14 protein-coding genes are annotated in these 19,637 nt (G+C 63.3%); 8 read left to right on the forward strand and 6 right to left on the reverse strand.

Features of this window, described 5'->3' with window-relative positions; genetic code table 11:
• The 3 genes from AADZ78_RS13080 to AADZ78_RS13090 all read left to right on the forward strand — a co-directional run bounded on the left by AADZ78_RS13080 (nucleotide 1) and on the right by AADZ78_RS13090 (nucleotide 2,813).
• Nucleotides 1-1,197, forward strand: a complete 1,197-nt coding sequence (locus AADZ78_RS13080; protein ID WP_085250917.1) for an RNA-guided endonuclease InsQ/TnpB family protein — start codon at nucleotides 1-3, stop codon at nucleotides 1,195-1,197.
• A gap of 134 nt (nucleotides 1,198-1,331) precedes the next feature.
• Complete coding sequence (locus tag AADZ78_RS13085; protein WP_085250913.1) at nucleotides 1,332-2,129, forward strand: SDR family NAD(P)-dependent oxidoreductase; 798 nt, start codon at nucleotides 1,332-1,334, stop codon at nucleotides 2,127-2,129.
• A gap of 36 nt (nucleotides 2,130-2,165) precedes the next feature.
• Nucleotides 2,166-2,813 (forward strand): hypothetical protein, encoded by a 648-nt coding sequence (locus tag AADZ78_RS13090; protein WP_085250914.1) that lies wholly within the window; start codon nucleotides 2,166-2,168, stop codon nucleotides 2,811-2,813.
• A gap of 75 nt (nucleotides 2,814-2,888) precedes the next feature.
• Here the strand turns inward: AADZ78_RS13090 and AADZ78_RS13095 are convergent, their stop codons facing one another.
• The 3 genes from AADZ78_RS13095 to AADZ78_RS13105 form a co-directional block, all read right to left on the reverse strand.
• Nucleotides 2,889-3,764 (reverse strand): NYN domain-containing protein, encoded by an 876-nt coding sequence (locus AADZ78_RS13095; RefSeq protein WP_085250918.1) that lies wholly within the window; start codon nucleotides 3,762-3,764, stop codon nucleotides 2,889-2,891.
• A gap of 44 nt (nucleotides 3,765-3,808) precedes the next feature.
• Nucleotides 3,809-5,419, reverse strand: a complete 1,611-nt coding sequence (fadD1, locus tag AADZ78_RS13100) for a fatty-acid--CoA ligase FadD1 (protein WP_085250915.1) — start codon at nucleotides 5,417-5,419, stop codon at nucleotides 3,809-3,811.
• A gap of 104 nt (nucleotides 5,420-5,523) precedes the next feature.
• The gene (locus tag AADZ78_RS13105; RefSeq protein WP_085251499.1) at nucleotides 5,524-6,768 is read right to left on the reverse strand and encodes an IS701 family transposase; all 1,245 of its coding nucleotides are present in this window, start codon (nucleotides 6,766-6,768) and stop codon (nucleotides 5,524-5,526) included.
• Between the two features lie 655 nt (nucleotides 6,769-7,423).
• Between AADZ78_RS13105 and AADZ78_RS13110 the strand changes: the two genes are divergently transcribed.
• From AADZ78_RS13110 to AADZ78_RS13125, 4 genes are all read left to right on the forward strand, one after another.
• The gene (locus AADZ78_RS13110) at nucleotides 7,424-7,615 is read left to right on the forward strand and encodes a hypothetical protein (RefSeq protein WP_085253292.1); all 192 of its coding nucleotides are present in this window, start codon (nucleotides 7,424-7,426) and stop codon (nucleotides 7,613-7,615) included.
• A 131-nt stretch (nucleotides 7,616-7,746) separates the two neighbouring features.
• Nucleotides 7,747-9,753: a PPE family protein gene (locus AADZ78_RS13115; RefSeq protein WP_085253291.1), complete on the forward strand. Its 2,007-nt coding sequence runs from the start codon at nucleotides 7,747-7,749 to the stop codon at nucleotides 9,751-9,753.
• 62 nt (nucleotides 9,754-9,815) lie between these two features.
• Nucleotides 9,816-11,048 carry an FAD-dependent oxidoreductase gene (locus AADZ78_RS13120; protein WP_085253290.1) on the forward strand — a complete coding sequence of 411 codons (1,233 nt, stop codon included), beginning with the start codon at nucleotides 9,816-9,818 and terminating at the stop codon, nucleotides 11,046-11,048.
• Complete coding sequence (locus AADZ78_RS13125) at nucleotides 11,041-12,060, forward strand: Gfo/Idh/MocA family protein (protein WP_085253297.1); 1,020 nt, start codon at nucleotides 11,041-11,043, stop codon at nucleotides 12,058-12,060. The genes AADZ78_RS13120 and AADZ78_RS13125 overlap by 8 nt, the downstream gene beginning before the upstream one ends.
• Before the next feature lie 521 nt (nucleotides 12,061-12,581).
• Here the strand turns inward: AADZ78_RS13125 and AADZ78_RS13130 are convergent.
• The 3 genes from AADZ78_RS13130 to AADZ78_RS13140 all read right to left on the reverse strand — a co-directional run bounded on the left by AADZ78_RS13130 (nucleotide 12,582) and on the right by AADZ78_RS13140 (nucleotide 16,450).
• On the reverse strand, nucleotides 12,582-14,126 hold the full coding sequence (locus tag AADZ78_RS13130) for a phospholipase C (RefSeq protein WP_085253288.1): 1,545 nt from the start codon (nucleotides 14,124-14,126) through the stop codon (nucleotides 12,582-12,584).
• Between the two features lie 110 nt (nucleotides 14,127-14,236).
• Nucleotides 14,237-15,376 carry a glycosyltransferase gene (locus AADZ78_RS13135; protein WP_085253287.1) on the reverse strand — a complete coding sequence of 380 codons (1,140 nt, stop codon included), beginning with the start codon at nucleotides 15,374-15,376 and terminating at the stop codon, nucleotides 14,237-14,239.
• Nucleotides 15,377-15,583: 207 nt separating this feature from the next.
• Nucleotides 15,584-16,450, reverse strand: a complete 867-nt coding sequence (locus AADZ78_RS13140) for a DUF4344 domain-containing metallopeptidase (RefSeq protein WP_085253286.1) — start codon at nucleotides 16,448-16,450, stop codon at nucleotides 15,584-15,586.
• A 347-nt stretch (nucleotides 16,451-16,797) separates the two neighbouring features.
• On the opposite strand from AADZ78_RS13140, the gene AADZ78_RS13145 reads away from it, so the two are divergent.
• On the forward strand, nucleotides 16,798-19,629 hold the full coding sequence (locus AADZ78_RS13145) for an RND family transporter (RefSeq protein WP_085253285.1): 2,832 nt from the start codon (nucleotides 16,798-16,800) through the stop codon (nucleotides 19,627-19,629).
• Nucleotides 19,630-19,637: the final 8 nt, after the last annotated feature.

Raw genomic sequence — 19,637 nt, forward strand, 5'->3', positions numbered from 1 at the left:
ATGCTGGCCGGTAGACGGTTTCGGCTTGAGTTGACCGAGGAACAGGACCGGTTGGCGCAGCAGACCGCTGATGTGTGTCGGGCGGTATGGAATATCGGTTTGGAGCAGCGTCGCGAGTACCGCCGGCGGGGTGCGTGGATGAACTACGTGCCGCAGGCCGCCGAGCTGGTGGACGCCAAGGTGGAGCATCCGTGGTTGAGACAGGTGCCGGGGCATTGCTTGCAGCAGACGTTGATGGATTTGGACAAGGCGTGCCGGCGTCATGGCACGTTTGGGGTGCATTGGCGTAGCTCGCGGCGCTGGGTGCCGTCGTTTCGGTTTCCCGAGGGCAACAAGATGGAGCTACAGAAGCTCAACTGCAACAAATCCCGGCTGAAGCTGCCTAAGTTGGGGTGGGTGAAGTTCCGGTCGTCGCGCAGCCTGGATGGCGAAGCCATCCGCTCGGCCACCCTCACCAAAGAGGGCCGGCATTGGTATGTGTCGGTGTTGGTCGACGATGGCGTCGTGGCACCGGAAGATCATGGGGCGCCGGATGCCGAGGTGGGGGTGGATCGGGGTGTGGTGGTCGCGGTAGCAACCAGCGACGGTGACCTGTTGGATCAGGTGTTCAGCACCGCGGCCGAGCAGCGTCGCGCGGTGCGGCTGCAACGCAAACTGTCTCGCGCGGCGAAGCGCTCTGCCAACCGCAACAAGACGCGCCAGCGGTACGCGGGGCTGCGGGCTAAGGAGGCGCGGCGCCGCCAGGATTTCTGCGTCAAGACTGCCCGGGTGTTGGCGGAGAAGAATGCTGTGGTGGTGCTGGAGAAGCTGCCGGCCAAGAACATGACCCTGCGGGCCAAGCCCGTCGCGGACCCCAATAATCCGGGCTGCTACCTGCCAAACGGGGCGGCCGGTAAGTCGGGCCTGAATAAGGCAATCTTGTCGAAAGGGTGGTATCGCTTCGAGCTGGCGTTGAAGTCGGTGTCTCGGTATACCGGGACCAAGGTGGTGAAGGTACCGGCCGCGTTTACGTCACAACGCTGCTCGGTTTGTAAGCATGTGGACCCGAAATCCCGTGAGAGCCAAGCTGTATTTCGGTGTACCCACTGCTCACACGGCGAGCACGCAGACATTAATGCGGCCAAAGTCATACTGGCCGCCGGGCGGGCCCTCGGGCTTAAAGCGGACAGTCAAAACGCCTGTGGAGATGACCCGTAGCCCGCGGGCTACGGCGAAGCCGTGAAGCAGGAACCAGCAGGAAACCGTGAGGGACTACTGCTCCAACCCAACACCAGGGTTGGAATCCCCCGGCTTTAGCCGTGGGGAGGACGTCAAGGACTAGCCTCGTCGAGATGGAGTTAACCGGCAAGACTGTCCTACTCACCGGCGCTACCGGCGGTCTCGGCCGGGCGATCGCCGTAGCGCTCGCCGACCGGGGTTCGCGCCTGATCTTGAGCTCGCGTAAGCCGCGGGAGCTCGACGAGCTCGCGGGTTCGCTGGCCGGTAGTGGCCACCGGACGATCGTGAGCGACCTAGCGGAGGCGGGTGCCGGGCTGGCGCTGCTCGCCGAGGCGGGCGAGATCGACGTCATGGTCGCCAACGCCGCGCTACCGGCCTCCGGAAAGCTCGACAGCTTCACCGCCGAACAGGTCCACCGGGCAATCCGGGTCAACCTCGAGGCGCCGGTTCAGATGACCCGCGAACTGATCCCGGTGTTCACCAAGCGCGGGTCCGGGCACTTTGTGTTCGTCTCGTCGATCTCCGGCAAGACGGCGACGGCGCGTGCCTCACTGTATGCCGCAACGAAATTCGGTATACGCGGTTTCGCATTGTGCCTGCGTGACGATCTTCGGCCCGCTGGCGTCGGCGTTTCAGTGGTCAGTCCCGGCGCGATCAGCGGTGCAGGAATGTTCGCCGACTCGGGCGCCGCTGCGCCGCCGCTGATTGGCACCGGCACGCCGGAGCAGGTCGGCGCTGCGGTCGTCAATGCGATCGAGCGCAATCGCGGGGAAATCACCGTGGCGCCGCTGCGCCAGCGAGTGCTGGCTCGCTTCGCGGCGAACGCCCCCGAGGTGGCCTCACGGCTGGCCGGTGATATCGCAGCCAAGGCCGCCGACGAGATCGCGGCCGGTCAAACCGACAAGCGGTGAGTCGGCTGTCCAGGAGGATGATGGCATCCTTGCCTGGTGGGACTGCTGTTTCGGTTGATTGAGTTGCTGGTCCTGATCGCGCCGGTCGTCGGGGTGATCTATGCCGGCATCCGGGCGTTCTCGTCTCTCAAGAGGCAGCAAAACGAAGCGGGTGCGGAATCGCCTGAAGCCGCGACGGGGAGCCAGGCATCGCGTTGGCGGGCGATCAGGCGGGCAATCGACGCGCATGACCAGACAGATGCACGCTGGTTGGAGTACGAGCTCGATCCCGCCAAGCTCCTCGACTTCCCGGTCATGACCGATATGCGGGACCCGCTGACGACGGCCTTTCACAAGGCCAAACTCTCGGCCGACTTTCATAGGCCGCCTCGTGCGGAAGATCTTCTCGCCGACCGCGAGGGTGCGCGCCAGTACCTCGACGCGGTCGAAAGCTATGTGACTGCGTTCAACGCCGCGGAGGCGGAGGCGACGCGCAGGGGCCGCAGCGACTTCTCCCGAGAGGAACGGCAGCGCCTCGCGCGTGCCCAAAACCTGCTCCGGGTGGCGGCCGACACCGCCGCGACGCCCCAGGAACGTCAGCGGGCATACGGCTTAGCGCGCACCGAACTCGACGGCCTATTGGTACTGCCCGATAGCACCCGAGCCAGCATCGAACGCGGAATCATCGGCGAGATCGACGGGTAGGCACCAGACCGCGAGCAGACGCGAAAGCTCCTTTATGCCCAGCGTGTCGCGGGCTTTTGCGTCTGCTCGGCGGAATCAACTCGTGTCGCTGTGCAGGCGGACCATCCGCGTGGTGCTGCTCTCGTCAAGATCGACGAGATCGCTGCGGGAGCGCAGAAAATCGCTAAACGACTTGAAGCCAAGCGACTTTTCGCTGAACGACGGGTCCATGCGCTTCATCTGGCCTTTGACCTCGGAGTTGTGCTGCCAGTCCGCGTCGTCCTTCTCCTGCCCGATCCGAAGTGCCCGTTCCAGCAGTCTGGTCGCCGCGGTCTGCGGGTCAGGTGGCGGCGACTCCTCCTGGGCATCCTCGTCTGACCTGCTGGCGTGCCGTCCTCGTTTCTTGATCGGTGCCGGCGCTACGGCGGTCGATATCCCGGGCAGCGTGTCATAGGTGACGAACTCGTCGCAGGCGGCGGCCAGCGATTGGCTGCTGGCGCCGGCCACGCCGATACCGACGACATAGCGGCCGAGCCTCTTGCACCGCTGTGCGAGCGCGATGTAGTCGGAGTCGCCACCGACGATCACCACATGGGTCAGGTCTGGCAGCCGGAACATGTCCTCCACCGCATCGACGGCCAAACGAATATCGGCACCGTTCTTGCCGTACGCTGCCGCCGGAAACAGTTGCACGAGGTCGACCGCGCGGCCGACAAGCTGGCCATGATAGCGGGCATTGACGTCGGCCGACCAATCCGCGTAGGCGCGGGTGAGCACCAGGGTGCCGAATGACGAGGCGAAGTCCATGATCGCGGCGAGGTCGACGGTCGCCAGCCGCAGCCGTTCGTTGTCCAGACCCTTGGCCTTGTCCTTGTGGAACGTGCCGCGGCCGTGTAGTTGGTCGTAGCGCGAGATCACGATGTTATCGAAGTCGAAGTAGACGGCAACCCGGGTCGCGCTGGAGTCAGTCATGATCGTCATCGTGCGCTATGCGGGTAGCTTGCCACAGCGCAGGGTCAGTGAGCGCGACGAAGCGCATGGCCGCCATCGGCAGCATTGCGATAAACCGTACCTCGTTCTTCGCGCACCCATAGTGTTTCGTTGTCGCCAACTGCCGTTCCGTCGGCGATCAACAGGCGCTTGAGGATCTTGTGCGTTGCGGTGCTGGGAAGGTCGGTGGCTATGCGGACGTATCGTGGCCAGGCCTTGGGGGAGAGGTCGGGTTGGGCGGCCAGAAATGCTTCGAAGGATACCGGGTCGAGCGCGTTGCCGTCGTGCAGGACGACGGCCGCCATTACCTGGTCGCCGACGCATTCGTCGGGGACACCATAGACCGCGACGCGATTTACGGCATGGTGGCGCAACAGAATTCGCTCAATCGGAGCGGCCGCTAGATTCTCGCCGTCCACCCGCATCCAATCGGCGGTGCGGCCGGCCAGGTAGATCCAGCCCTCGGAGTCTCGATAGGCAAGGTCGCCCGACCAGTACATGCCGTGGCGCATGCGTTCGACATTGGCTTCGGGGTCGTTGTAGTAGCCGGTGAAGAAGCCCGATCCCATCGTGTTGACCAACTCACCCACCGCTTCGTCGGCGTTGGCGAGCGCACCGTGGTCGTCGAAACGTGCTACCGGGCACTCGGTGATTGTGTCGCTGTTATACACCGATACGCCGTCGACCCCTCTGCCGATCGAACCCGGCGGCGTGCCGGGCTCGCGGATCACAATGACCGCGTTCTCCGTCGAGCCAAAGCCATCTTCGACCTGGACGCCGAAGCGGCGCGCGAACTCTTCAATGTCCTTGTCGTTGGCCTCGTTTCCGAACGCTACCCGCAGTGGATTGTCGGCGTCGTCGTCGCGTTCGGGGGTGGCCAGGATGTAGGCGAGGGGCTTACCGACGTAGTTCATGTACGTCGCATGGTAGCGGCGGATTTCGTCGAGGAAGTTGGTCGCCGAGAACTTCGCCGGCACGATGGCGGCGCCGGAAACCACGGCGGGTGCCCAACCCGCGACCACCGCGTTGGAGTGGAACAGCGGCATGGACACATAGCAGGTGTCGCGCTGAGACAGTGCGAAGCGCTCGGTCAGGCTGCGCCCGGCGAACGTCGGCATCAAATGTGACACCTGCACCGCCTTGGGGTTTCCGCTGGTCCCTGACGTGAAGATCAGCATGAACGGATCCATCATGTCGACCTGCCGGTAGGGGACCAAAGTGCCTGCATCACCGATCAATTCAGCCCACTGTGGAGTCGAGGTATCAAGAATCTGCGTGCCCGACAAGTCCAAACCGTCCAGCAGGGCCCGGTGTTCGGCATCGGTCACGATGATTTGACAGTCCGCCCGTTTCACGTCGGCGGCCAGCGATTCGCCCCGCCGCGTGGTGTTCAGACCGCAGAGCACGTAGCCGCCCAATCCAGCCGCCGCCATCTGGGCCAGCATCTCGGGCGTGTTACCCAGCAGACTGCCGATATGCATCGGTCGGCGGGAATCGGCCGCACCGATGAGAGCCGCCGCCCGCGCCGCCGCCTCCGCCAGATACTGACTCCACGTCCATTGCAGGTCGCGGTATTTCACAGCAACTGCCAGATCGGACGTGCGCTGCTGCAGGAGCGCTTGAATCGTGTCGGTCATGTGCTAGGTAGTTGCCGACGATCTCGACGGTGCGGCTTGACCGGTAGACATTGCACTCGCCCATGTTATGCCGAAGCCGCTAGTACTGCAGCCGTAGATCGAGATCATTGGTGTTCGCGGCGTCGGTAGTGGGATTGTCGGGCTCGGTATTGGTGTCGTCTTCGCCATCGTGACCAGGCCAGCAGGCTTGTTAGGGTGCGGTGGGTGACGAGCAGCAGTGCGTCGAAGAGGCGTCGAAACTCGTTGACGGTCAAGGCGATCAGGCCCTCGGGGGTGGGTGCGGTATCGCGTTCGATCGCTGTGGCTACGGCCAGGAAGGCATGGGCGAGCATGGCCAGGGTGGTCCAGCGGTGCCAGGAGCGCCAGCGCCGCACCTGGTGCTGATCCAGTCCGACCAGTCCTTTGGCGGCTTGGAACGATTCCTCGATGCGCCAGCGCTGACCGGCGATGGTGACCAGGGTGCGCAGCGGAACGGGTCGGGGGCTGTAGCAGCGCAGGTAGGCATGCTCGCCGGTGGCATCGTTGCGGCGGATCAGCAAATGATGGTACCCGGTGTCGGTGTCGTCTTCGGCCAGCAACCGAAACCATGCCCAGGAGTACAGCCGTGGCCCGTGCGCGCCGGCGCCGGCGGAGTGTTTCTGCCAGGCATGTGCCGGGATCAGCGCGGGCAGCGCATCGACGCGGATCGGGCCGGCATGGGTGGGCACGCGCCGGTTGGCCGCAACCGCCATCACGTAGCCCAGTCGGTGGCCTCGAATGGCTGCGCGCAGTCGTGGGTCGGCTCCATAGACTTCGTCGCCGGCCACCCACCCCGCGGGTACTCGGGCGGCCACCGCGCGCTCGATCAGTGTTGCCGCCAGCGTTGGTTTGGTCGCGAAACCCCGCTTGTTGGCGGGGATTCCGGCATCGGCGCAGCGTTCATGGTCGTCGGCCCAGCTGCGCGGAAGGTACAGAGCCCGGTCGATCAGCGCGTGCCCACGCGGGGCCGCATACGTCAGATACACCGCCACCTGGGAGTTCTCGACGCGGCCCGCGGTACCGCTGTACTGGCGCTGCACCCCGACGCTGTGCACGCCCTTCTTGACGTCACCGGTCTCGTCGACCACCAAGATCGCACCCGGGTCACCGAACGCATCGACGACGTAATCGCGCAGATCGTCGCGGACATCGTCGGCGTCCCAGCTGGCCCGTGCCAACAGATGCTGCAACCCATCGGGGGTGGTATCACCGCGGTGCTCGGCGATCGTCCAGCAATTCTTGCGGTCCAAGCCCGAGACCATCCCGGCCATGAGTTCACCGGCACGGCGCAACGGTTCGTACCGGGCGAAACGCGGCGCGATCCGATCCAGCACCGCCGAGAACTCCGACTGCCACCGATCAGGGTCTACGCTATGAGCCGCGGCGACCGCGGCATATTGAGAAGTTGTCACAAACTCCGAACAATGCCGCGGTCACCGCGCCTACCAGCGCAGACACGCCAGCATCAGCAATCCCTATCTACGGCTGCAGTACTAGCTCACTGCCCGGTCCGTGGACCAACGCGGAAAGCCAAACCCCGGGGCTGTGTCCAAATTCTTGACAATTAACATGCAGTACCAGTCTTAAGTTCCAAATGCAAAAGTAATGGACATCGATGGAAATATTTCACACGTGGTGCACGTATATGCAGCACAATGTCAAGTCATTGGGCAATCGGGCGGATCGCCCATGCTGGAATGCGCGACTTTTGGTTAGTGAGTGCCTGGCATCTTGACAACATCGTGCGCCTCGGCCACGGTGTTCACCAAAATGCCTAGCTGTCACTGCAATTCAAGTGCAATGACCGCGTCGGGCGAGGCATGGCGGCAACGGTAACCCCATTTTCAGGTGCGTTGGCCGGTCACCAATGACGATTCGAAAAGTTCGTCCGCAATTTCCGAAAAGCGTTCCATAATGGCCCGCCATGAAGCTAGCATTTAATCGGCGTACGCCAGGCCGTTTATCGACATATGAAAGGACTGATCGATGAGTGTCAAGAGCAAGAAAGGTCGACTCACCGCTCGGGTACTGGTGGCGCTGGCCGCCCTGTTCGCGATGGTTGCGCTGACGGGCTCCGCATGTGTAGCAGAGGGTCCCCCGCTTGGCCGCAATCCTCAGGGGGCAGCGGCTCCGGTGGGCGGCACGCTGATCAGCGTGCCGATGCACACCGACATCTGACCGCCCATTCGGGATTGTCCGCACTTTCATCCGAGTGCGCTGTTGTAAGCGCATCGGATGAAAGTGCGGTGTCCGGACGCCCAGTTCATCGTGTCAGCCGCCAGCGGCTCGGCTGAGGAAGGACCGTCACGATGCTGCAGAATTTCATGGTGCTGCCCCCGGAGGTCAACTCGGCGCGGGTGTTTGCCGGTGCGGGGCCAGCGCCCATGCTCGCGGCCGCGGCGGCCTGGGATGATCTGGCGGGCGAGTTGCAGTCCGCGGCAGTATCATTCGGCACAGTCACCGCTGGGGTGACGAGCGGATCGTGGCTGGGGCCGGCGTCGGTGGCGATGGCGGATGCGGCCGCACCCTATGTCGGATGGCTGACCACGTCGGCCGCCCATGCCGACGGAGCGGCCGGTCTGGCTCGGGCGGCAGCAGCCGAGTTCGAGGCAGCCATGGCCGCGACGGTTCATCCGGCGCTCGTTGCGACCAATCGAGCGCAGATGGTGGCCCTGGTGGCGTCGAACCTGTTCGGGCAGAACGCCCCGGCCATCGCGGCCATTGAGTCGCTCTATGAGCAGATGTGGGCCCAGGACGTGGCCGCGATGGCGGGTTATCATGCCGGGGCCTCGGCGGTGGCTGCGCAGTTGTCATCCTGGCCTCAGCAGCTCGAGGCCATACTCAGCAGTGCCAGCACCGCCTGGCCTGTCCAGGCCAATGGTGCGGTCGCGAACGCGGCCCTATCAAACGTCGCCGTAGCTAGTTCGGTCAGCGACGGCAGTGTCGCGAAAGCTGCTGCGGCACAGACGATTGCGCTGATCATGGGCGGCAGCGGCACGCCGATACCTTCGTCCAGATACGTGCAATTGGCTAACGACCTTTATGTTCGCCACAGCGTCCCCGGAGCTATCGCCCAGGCACTCTTTACGCCGCAGGGGCTATATCCCGTGGTCGCGATCAAGAACCTGACGTTTAACGCATCCGTGGCCCAGGGCGTCGTCATTCTGGACAGTGCGATCCGACAGCAACTCGCCGCTGGCAGTAGCGTCACTGTGTTTGGCTACTCCCAGAGCGCGACGATCTCGTCCCTGACCATGGCCCATCTCGCGACATCGGTCAATCCGCCGCCGCCAGACCAGCTTTCCTTCACGCTGATCGGCAACCCCAACAATCCCAACGGAGGGGTAGCGACGCGGTTTCCAGGGATATCGTTTCCCAGCCTGGGCGTGACGGCCACCGGTGCGACTCCGGACAATCTGTATCCGACCAGGATCTACACCATCGAATACGACGGCGTCGCCGATTTCCCGCGGTATCCGATCAACTTCGTCTCAACGCTCAACGCCATTGCGGGCGCTTACTATGCGCACAGCAACTACTTCATCCTCACGCCCGAACAGATTGCGTCGGCCGTTCCGTTGACCAACACGGTGGGGCCAACCATGACCGAGTACTACATAATTCGGACCGAGAACCTGCCGCTATTGGAGCCGCTGCGGGCTGTGCCGGTCATCGGAGAACCACTGGCCGACCTGGTTCAACCGAACTTGAAGGTGATCGTCAACCTGGGCTACGGCGACCCGGCCTATGGCTATTCGACCGCACCGCCGAATGTCCCAACTCCGTTTGGCTTGTTCCCTGAGGTGAGCCCGTTAACCGTCATTGATGCTCTGGCTGCCGGCACCCAGCAGGGAATGAGCGATTTCGCGTACGACATCAACCACCTCGACCTGCCGTCGCCGACGGATTGGGGTAGTCCGCTGACCTTGAATCCGGGCGGTACCACATCAAGTTCTTCGCCAGGCCCAGCGACACCCGCGATCACGATCGACAGCGTCATCGATGGTCTGCGGGCGGTGAACACCAACGGTGCCAACACGATCACGAAGGTAGCCGAAACTACCTATGGGACTTTGCTTCCAACTGCAGACATTGCCAACGCAGTGTTGACCACCGCACCGTCCTACAACATCAACCTCTTCCTGGACGGGATACAACAAGCGTTCCATGGTGACCCGATCGGGCTCGTGAACGCGGTCGGATACCCGATAGCGGCCGACGTGGCACTTATTAGCGCCGCGGGCGCGCTCGAATTACTGATACTCATAAGCGCGGGCCAAACGATCGCCCGTGACATCTCGGCGCTTGTCCCGTAAAGCGTGTCGATAACTGAACACGTGATCCTGCGGTACTCGGTGGCCCTTATGCTTGAGCGTTAATGGTCGACACAACCACCTGCGCGATTGTTGGCGGCGGCCCGGCTGGCATGGTCCTGGGGCTGCTGCTGGCTCGGGCGGGGGTGCAGGTCACGTTGCTGGAGAAGCACGGCGACTTCTTGCGCGATTTCCGCGGCGATACCGTGCATCCGTCAACAATGCGGCTACTCGACGAGCTTGGCCTGTGGGAGCGCTTCGCGGCGTTGCCCTATACCGAGGTCCGCAAGGCGACATTGGAATCAAACGGGCGCTCGGTGACCTACGTCGATTTCGAGCGGCTTAACCAGCCCCATCCCTACGTCGCAATGGTGCCGCAGTGGGACCTGCTGAACCTGCTCGCCGAAGCCGCTGCAGCCGAGCCGACTTTCACGTTGCGGATGAAGACCGAGGCCACCGGGCTGTTGCGGGAGGCGGGCACGGTCACCGGAGTGCGCTACGACGGCCCCGACGGTCCCGGTGAACTGCGGGCCGAGTTGACCGTGGCGTGCGACGGTCGCTGGTCGATCGCTCGTCATGAGGCTGGACTGAAGACGCGCGAATACCCGGTGAACTTCGACGTCTGGTGGTTCAAGCTGCCGCGCGACGGCGGGGTGGAGTTCTCCTTCCTGCCTCGCATCGGCCCTGGCAAAGCCCTCGGCGTCATCCCGCGTGAGGGCTATTTCCAGATCGCCTATATCGGGCCCAAGGGTGGCGACCGGCGGTTGCGTGCAGGGGGCATCGACGAGTTTCGTCGCGAGGTCGCCGCCCTGGTGCCCGAAGCCGCCGGATCGGTGGCAACTCTGAAGTCCATGGATGATGTCAAGCACCTTGATGTCCGCGTGAATCGGTTGCGCCGCTGGCACATTGATGGACTGCTGTGCATCGGTGACGCGGCGCACGCGATGTCACCGTTGGGAGGCGTCGGCATCAACCTGGCGGTCCAAGATGCGGTTGCGGCCGCGACCATATTGGCTGAACCCCTGCGGCAGCATCGGGTCACCGGTCGCGATCTTGCGGCTGTCCGCCGCCGCCGCGCGTTTCCCACCGCGGTTACCCAAGCCGTGCAGCGGGTATTGGGGAGGCGGTTGCTCGGTCCGTTGCTTGAAGGCAGGGATCCCACTCCTCCGGCGACCCTGCTCGGCCTGGTCGCGCGGCTGCCCTGGCTATCGGCGGTGCCCGCATATTTCATCGGTGTCGGGGTCCGGCCCGAGCGTGCCCCCGAATTCGCCCGTCGCCCCGGCCGCCGCAATGGCTGATTCCGCACGCCAGGCCCCGTTGCGGATCGGCATTCTGGGCGCGGCCCGCATCGCACCATTGGCGCTCGTCGGTCCGGCCCAATCGAACGCGGAGGTCGAGGTGGCCGCGGTGGCGGCCCGTGATGTGTCGCGTGCCCAGCACTTTGCCGCCAAGCACGGAATCGCTCGGGTGCATGACAACTACGGCGCGTTGGTCGACGACGCGGACCTCGACGCGATCTACATTCCGCTGCCCAACGGTCTGCACGGCCGTTGGACACGCGCCGCGCTGGCCGCCGGGAAGCACGTGTTGTGTGAGAAGCCGTTTACCGCCAACGCCGCCGAAGCCCGTGAGATCGCAGACCTGGCAGCGAAGTCGGATCGGGTCGTCATGGAGGCGTTTCATTACCGCTATCATCCGCTGGCTTTGCGAGTCGAGCAGATCGTCGCCTCGGGCGAGCTCGGCAAGCTCCGGCGGGTGGAGGCCTCGATGTGCTTTCCGTTGCCGAAGTTTTCTGACATCCGCTACAACTTTTCGCTTGCCGGCGGCGCGCTGATGGATGCAGGGTGCTATGCCGTCCATATGGCCCGTACGTTCGGCGGTGCGACTCCGGAAGTTGTTTCAGCGCAAGCAAAACCGCGTGATTCACAGGTCGATCGAGCGATGGTGGCAGAGTTGCGGTTTGCGGCCGGGCACACGGGCCGGGTCCGCTGCTCGATGTGGTCATCGGACCTGCTTAACATCAGCGCCCACCTTATCGGCGACAACGGCGAGCTGCGTGTGCTTAATCCTGTTGTGCCGCAGTATTTTCACCGGATGACGGTCCGATCAGCCAATGGCAAACGGGTAGAGCGATTTTCGCGCCGCGCCTCGTATGCGTACCAGCTTGACACATTCGCCGCCGCCGTGCTGCGCGGGGAACCGGTAAAGACAACACCAGAGGATGCGGTCGAGAACATGATCGTCATCGACGCGATATACCGGGCCGCTGGACTACCACTGCGCCAGCCGAGCAGAACATCGCCCAGTTGACCGCCCGACGGGGCTCTGCAGACGCTGCGGAACCCGACACCAAGCTGGTCTATCACTACCTGTCGCGCGCGGACGGGTTTGACGTTCAGGTCCGGAGGGTATCTTGGATGTATTGCAGGTCATTAGCCTGCCTAACCCGCACGTCAGCGGAGTGCCGCTGATTTGGTGCGGCTTCGGAAAGGCCAAAAGGGGGCCGTGACAATGGATATGAAGAAAATCGTGGGGAGGATCACACTCGCCGGGGCGGTGTGTGCTACTGCGCTGGGCATCGGAGCAGGGGTTGCGCAGGCCGATCCGGGACCCCGTATCCCAGGACCACCGGGGCCCCATATCGACGATCCGATTAGATGGCAGCCGGTACCACCCGGACAGATTCAGCAGTGGTGCCCCTGGCAGGCACCGCCCGGTCATTGGATTGGAGGTCCGCACGGCATACCGTGTACCTAAACCCGAGCACGTTGTTTCGCACACTTGGGATGCCAGGACCACTGGGCTCTGACGGCCAGTGTTTATTTGGGGAATTAGCAAGCGCCGCTGGGCATCTGACGTACTGGCGTAGTTTCCTGGGCGGGCATAGTTTGCGGGTAGGGCACTCGATAGGGCAGCCCATATTGCGGTGTCACGCTTCCTAGGACCACGTTAGGAATACACTGCGGTAGCTTCGAAAGCTCGCCAACCACAGGATGATTCAGATTTGGCGGCGACGGGTTTGGCGGGACGGCGAAGTTAAATGCGGTAGTCATGTCTCCCACCGCGCTTCTGCGCCAGAGCGTGAGGTTAGGCACCGGCACCCCGAACCGAGTCTCCAGCAATCGTAGCTGTGACGTGTGGTCGAAGGTGTCATGGACCATCAGCGGCCCGCGGCTGTACGGAGAAATGACTAAGCAGGGCACTCGAAAACCCAGACCTATCGGCCCGCGGATACCCCCGGAATTAGGCACCGCGTTGATGTCAGGCACCGTGATGTATTCCCCGGGAGTTCCCGGTGGCGCGGTGGGAGGTGCGACGTGGTCGAAGAATCCACCGTTTTCGTCATAGCTGACGATTAGCGCGGTCTTTTCCCAGACCGCCGGGTTGGACAGCAGAATCTTGAGCACAGTCACCAGCGCGATGGCGCCGGCCGCCACTGGGAATGCGGGATGTTCGGACTGAAGGATGTTGGGGATAACCCAGGAAACCTGCGGCAGTTTGTTCGCTTTGACGTCGACGAGGAAGTCTCGGGGGTAGCTCGGCGCTAGGCCGCGGCGCGCGAGTTCCGACCTCGGATCCGCTGCCTGCGTGAAGTACTCCACGAAATTGCCGAAGGTGAGATCGGAGATGAACGGCCCGATGGTCTTGTTGCGGTACACCTTCCAGGTGATACCGGCGTCGCTGAGGTTCTGTGGCATGATGCGCCAGCTGTACCTCTGAGTCGGGCTGATGTAGGGGCTCCCCAACTGCGGCCCACCATTGGTTCCGTCTGGGTCGAGGGTGGCGCTCAGCCAGTACAGCCGGTTGGGCAGGGTCGGACCCAACACCGAGCAAAAGTACCGATCGCAGACCGTGAACGCGTCCGCGAGCAGGAAGTGGACTGGGATGTCTTGGCGCTGGTAATAACCCATCACCGTGGGGATGTGCCCGTTGTTGGCCTGTGCCGGCAGCCAGTTGTCGTTGGCCCCGCCATTCCAGGAGTCGTGCATCGCCTTCCAGTCGTGGTCTGGGTCGTTGACACATTCGCCATTAACCAGGGGGCCGCGGGTGGTGTCGAGGCGATACGGGATCGTGACCCCGGTGGGGTCAGGCGCCTGCGTCATGGGATTCCAGCCCTTTTGGGCGAAGAGTGGCGATGGGGTGTTGAATCCATCGGTGCCGGAGAGCGTTCCGAAGTAGTGATCGAACGACCGGTTCTCCTGCATGAACAACACAAAGTGCTCAATGTCAGTCAAATGACCGGCGCAAGGTCCTGCGCCATAAGCCTTTTCAATCACGGGGCCGGCGAGCGACAACAACGCCCCCGTGATGCCCGTGGCAGCAGCCTTAGTGATGAAGTCTCGACGCGACATACCGAGGATCTGGCTTTCGCTCATCGCCGCGGTCTCCTGTTGCGCATTTCAGCTCAAGGTAGAGGACTACGGCCAATTTGCCAGGACGCGCCAACCGGCGTGTCGCAAACGAATATCAGATTTGCCAGGAAGAGCTATGCGGTGTCGAGTGACTCGCCGTACCGCTTAGCCCCCGCGTCCAACGTAATAAGCATGCCCGTTGCCGCGCGCTGCCAGGTGAACATCTCAGCGCGGCGCCTAGCGCAGCTGCGGCGGTGGAGTTCGGGCCGGCTCACGATCGCACGCACCGCGCGGGCGATGGCCTCCGGGTGGTTGTCGGCCAGGGCGCCGCTGTCCGCGGTGATGATCTCGCTCAGCGCCGATGTGCGCGACACCACGGCCGGTGTGCCGCAGGCCAGCGATTCCAGTGCGGCCAGCCCAAACGTTTCGTGCGGCCCGGGCGCCAGCGTGACATCGGCGCAAGCCAGCAGTCCCGCAACGGTGAGGCGATTGGAGATGAAGCCGGTGAAGTCGATTGGTAACCCAGTTGCCTGCCGCTGCAGCCTGGCCCGCAACGGACCGTCGCCAACGACCACCAATTTGGTGTCGACCCCGGCGTCACACAGTGCGGCCACGGCGTCGATGCTGCGATCAGCATGCTTTTCCACCGACAGCCGTCCGCAGTGGACCAGTAGGACCTGAGCCGGTGCGGCCCAGCGCTGTCGCAGCACTGCAGAGCGTCGACGCGGGTGGAAGGTCTGCAGGTCTACGCCCAGCGGGACGGTGACGGTATTCGTTGCGCCGATGCGATCGAATTCCTCCCGCGCGAAACTGGTCGTGCACACCACGGTGTCGTAGCTAGCGGCGGTGCGCCTGTTGGCGATGTCTGCGAATTTCTGTGCGGTTCGACGCGGAAGCAGTTGGCCGGCAAAGCGATCAAGGCGTTCATGCGAGATCATCACGGTTGTGACGCCGTGGTCGCGGCCCCACCGGCCCAGCGACCTCAGCGTGAGCCGATCGGAGACCTCCAGGGCATCTGGTTGCAGCGTTTCCAGCACGGCCCGCACGGGTCCCGGCATTATCGCGCGATAGCCCCCGGTGAAGGGAAGTAGCTTGGCGGGCAGGGTGATTCGCACGACACCCGTGGGCAGCCGGCTTCGCCCCGCATGCGGACCCGGGACGATCAGAAATACCTTGTGTCCGCTGGCGCAGTATTCAGCGCCCAAACGGTCGATCGCGGTCCGCAGGCCACCGGAGCGAGGCCCGTAGAAATTGGCAACCTGAACGACACGCATACGGTGAGAAAAACCGGTGCTCGTGTGCGGTCAACGATCTCAGATCTACGGGTGCCTGAACAGTGTATGAACTCCGCACAGCCGAGATGTTCCATCGGCGCCGGACGGCTTCGACTAGGTGACGTCCACACGCCGAACGTGCCACCACCGCGGCGCCGCACGGCGTGTCCTCGCCGCCGGTACACATTCGGCGCAGCCGGTGCACGCTCAGCTGGGTTTCTTGAGGTGTGGTCCCAGCATCTCGTGCCATGCCCGGGACATGTTCTGAAACTCGTCTTCGCAATTGCCCGCGCGGTCGTCCGGCAAGTCACCGGAGGTGACGATGTTTGCGTTGGCTATCGGATCTGAGCCATAGATCCAGCACTCCCAGTTGTACATACGCGTGATGTCCATGGAGTGCCCGTCCCAGAACGGAAGATCGTTGGCATCGCCGGCCTCTTTCGCGCTCAGCTTCCAGTCCTGGGCGGTGTCGGTGGCGATACGAACGCCGTTGGGGTAAGGCTTTCCGTCTGCGCCGGGGGCCAGGAGCATGAACGCGGAAAGCTGATCGGCCACGTCCTCCTCGCGCCCGGTGAATGCCAGCTCATAGATGCCGAGGGTGGCGTGTCCGAGTTCGTGATAGAACCCGGAGATCGTTGCGTCGACCGCGGCGATCACCGGATCCGGATTACCGTTGTTCGCAAACCGTCGCTCGCTTTGCTGGATGTCCTCGTAGCAGAGTTGTATTTCGTTGACATTGGGATCCCAGTAGTCGTTGGCCTCACCGCATTGCTTTCCGACGGCGCCCACGTCGTACGGCAAATTCAGAGTGTCGTTGACCTGCTGGGCGACTTGTTCTAACAGCTTGGCGTCCTGCATGAGCTGCCGCCCGCGCTGCGCCTCCGGTGTGTCGGCGTCCTCATAGCGGATGGTCATCTTCCCGGGCGATGCCGGCTCGGCCGAGGATTTCGCCGCTTGGCTGGATGGCTGCCCCGCCGGCGACTTGTCGTCGGCTTGGTGACTGTCGGACGCGCTACATCCCGCAGCAAACAAGAGCGCAGCCAAAGCCGCGGCTGAAATTGCTGCTCTGGTCATGGTGTTAACTCCCCTCATAAGCCACAACCCAGTCTCATGGCAACGGCTTCGCATCCGGGTTTGTCGCCGACCCGTATGAGATCTGTGGAGAACGGTACAACGGGCGTCCGCGCCCGGGATCGCATTGCTGTCTCACGGGTTGGACGGCAACAGCATGCTCCGTCCACGGGGGGATGGCTCGGGAACCGGGTCATGGGAAATTTACTGTTGATCGCCGGCTGAGGTGATTGAATGATCTAGATCGGTTGGTGGCTCGCGTCAGGATGTCACCCGAAGCGAAGGCGATGCACTAGTTGAACAGAATCAGCCGGCAACGTGATGCCTGACCGGCGGCTAAGGCTTATGCGGTGATTGCTCGATTTATCGATCGCTTCGCGCTGTGGATCGTCGGTCTATGGTTCGTCGCTGCCGTTGTCGCCAATGGCATGTGTCCGCACCTCGAGGCTCTCACCGCCGCTCGAGATCAACCATTCATGCCGACCGGCACCGCCAGCTGGCAGGCATTGCAGCACTCGGCAGCGGCGTTCTCCAAGCCGCCCACCGACAACCTCGGATACGTGGTCTTGCAACGAGACGGGCCCCTGACTGACCGCGACCGGGCATTCTGCGATCAGCTGGTCGCCGCTCTGGACGCCGATGACCAGCATGTCACCGATGTCGTGGACTGGTGGGCAGTCCCGGTCATGGCGGCGCGGAGTCTTAGCGCCGACCATCAGGTTGCAACGGTATTCGTCCGGCTATCGGGCTTGGTGGGAACCACGCACGCCAACGAGTCCGTACAAGCCGTGCGCAAAACTGTGGCAGACCTGCACCCCCCCGACGGCCTGCAGGTATTCGTCACCGGTCCTGGTGCCACGGTCATGGACGAGTTCGCGGCGATTTACCGACAGATAGAGTTCATCGCGCCGGCGACACTCGCGGCGCTCCTAGTCCTGTTGCTGATTTTCGACCGATCCCCGGTCGCCGTGATGGTGCCCTTGGTCACAGTCGCCTTGGCCTTAAGCGTGGCCAAGCCGATCGTCGCCGTCCTCGTCGAACGCGGCGACATCGGGATTTCGGTGTTCGCGATCGGGCTGAGTATTGCGGTGGTTGCCGGTGTCGGTACCGGCTTCGCGATCTTTCTGCTGGGGCGTTACCAGGAACGGCGCAGACAAGGCTTCGCCCCGGCGGATGCGTTCGCGGACGCATACCGGGGTGTGGCACCGACAATCATTGGTTCGACACTTATCGTGATCCTGCCCCTGGCCTGTGTGACATTTCTGGACTTCGCCCGGCTCAATGTGTTCGGGTCAACCGGGGCCCTGTTGACGATCGGCGTTCTTGTGGTCGCGGCGGCCACACTTACCTTCACCTCGGCTGTCATCGCGCTCGCGGGCCGCGCCGACTTGCTCAAACCGCCAGCACGTCAGCGCGCACGGCGGCGGCTGCGGCGGATCGGCATCTATGTGGCACGCTGGCCTGCACCGATCTTGGTGGCCAGCGGTGTGCTGCTATTCATCCTTATGGTCGGCCTGCCCGCGGTCCCGATCGGTTGGGACGAATCTGCGGCGACCCCGGCCAACGCCGAATCCAACCGCGGCTACCAGGCAGTCGACCGCCACTTCGCCGCCAACCAACTACTGCCCGACGTCGTTACCATCCAGACCGACCACGACATCCGCAATCCCGCCGATCTGGTGGCGCTGAAGCAAATCACCGCCGCAATCATGGCGATTCCCGGTGTCCGCATGGTGCTGTCAGCCAGTCACCCCACCGGGATGGTGTCCAAACAAGCCGCCTATTCGACTTCGGCTGGGAATTTGGGTGATCGGCTCGACGAGTTTTCCGACGCGGTCGCCGCTCGGGGGGCAACGTTCGCGGCTCTCGAAAGCGCGATTGGTGACATGACGAAGTCGATCGACCTCATCGAGAATGCCATGCAACTCGGCCCCTACGGAATCGGTGGGGCCGGTCTGGCGGTCCACCTCATGCAGGAATCGATAGCCAAAGTTAGGAGCCGCGCGGCTGACATCTCCGACATTTTCGCCCCGTTGCGCAATTTCGTCTCGTCGCTACCGGACTGCCGGACAACCCCGGTGTGTGTCGCTGCCGACGAAGCGGTGCAGTGGTCGAATGCCGTAGTCGACGGCTCGATGAAGCTGGCGAACGGGGCAGAACAGCTCGGGCAGCAAGTTGCGGATGTGGCGGCAAAGGCCGGTCCCTCCGATTTGCCTATTGCCCTGAGCACCGTCATTGGTCAGCTGGAACAGCTACGAACGTCGGCAACGGGCGTGAACGACATCGTCAACAATCCCCGCCCACTACCAGTACCAGAGCTCCCCGGCTATTTTCAGAAGCTCGCGGCCGCTTCGCAGGACTCACCGGGAGGGGACCTCTACGCCTCCCGAAGGATTCTGACCGACCCCACTATGCGCGTTCTGCTGAACGATTTCATCTCCGCAAACGGACGCGCGACCCGTCTTATCGTCTACGGCGATGGGCAGGAATGGGGCTCTGATGGCGCCCAGCGTGCTCGTGCCATCGTGGCCGCCGTGGCGGATGCGACCGACGGGGGCGCGCTCCAACCGACCGCGGTTGAACTCACCGGCGTTGGACCCGCGACCCGAGACCTTCAGGATCTGCTGGGCGGCGACCTGCTGCGCGTGGTGGCCACCACACTTGTCGTCATTTTCGTTATAGCCGCGTTGCTGCTGCGAAGTCCGGTCGCCGGGTTTGTCGTTGTTGTCACCATCGCGATCTCGTACCTGTGTGCACTTGGCGCCAGTGTGCTGATTTGGCAACGAATATTCGGCCAAGCGTTGCATTGGTCGGTGTTGCCGATCGCGTTTGTGTTGGTGGTCGCGGTGGGTTCGGCGTGCAACCTGCTTTTCGCACTGCGTATCCGCGAAGAACGCTGGGCCGGGCAACGCACCAGCGTCATCCGCGCGTACCGTGCAACCGGCGGCATCGCTACCGTCGCCGGAATCGTTGTGGGTGCAACGATGCTCGCGCTTGTTGCCAGCCAAGTGCTGAGTATCGCCCAAATCGGTGTCACCGTCGGTCTCGGGCTGTTGATTGACGCGCTTGTGGTGCGCGCCTTCGTCTTGCCGGCCGTTATGGTTGTGCTGGGCCGCTGGCTGTGGTTCCCACGGCGACAGGTTAGCTACGACGAGGACGTGTCCGAAGCTTTGACCGTGTGAATTGCCGA

The sequence above is a fragment of the Mycobacterium riyadhense genome, assembly GCF_963853645.1.
Lineage (GTDB): Bacteria > Actinomycetota > Actinomycetes > Mycobacteriales > Mycobacteriaceae > Mycobacterium > Mycobacterium riyadhense.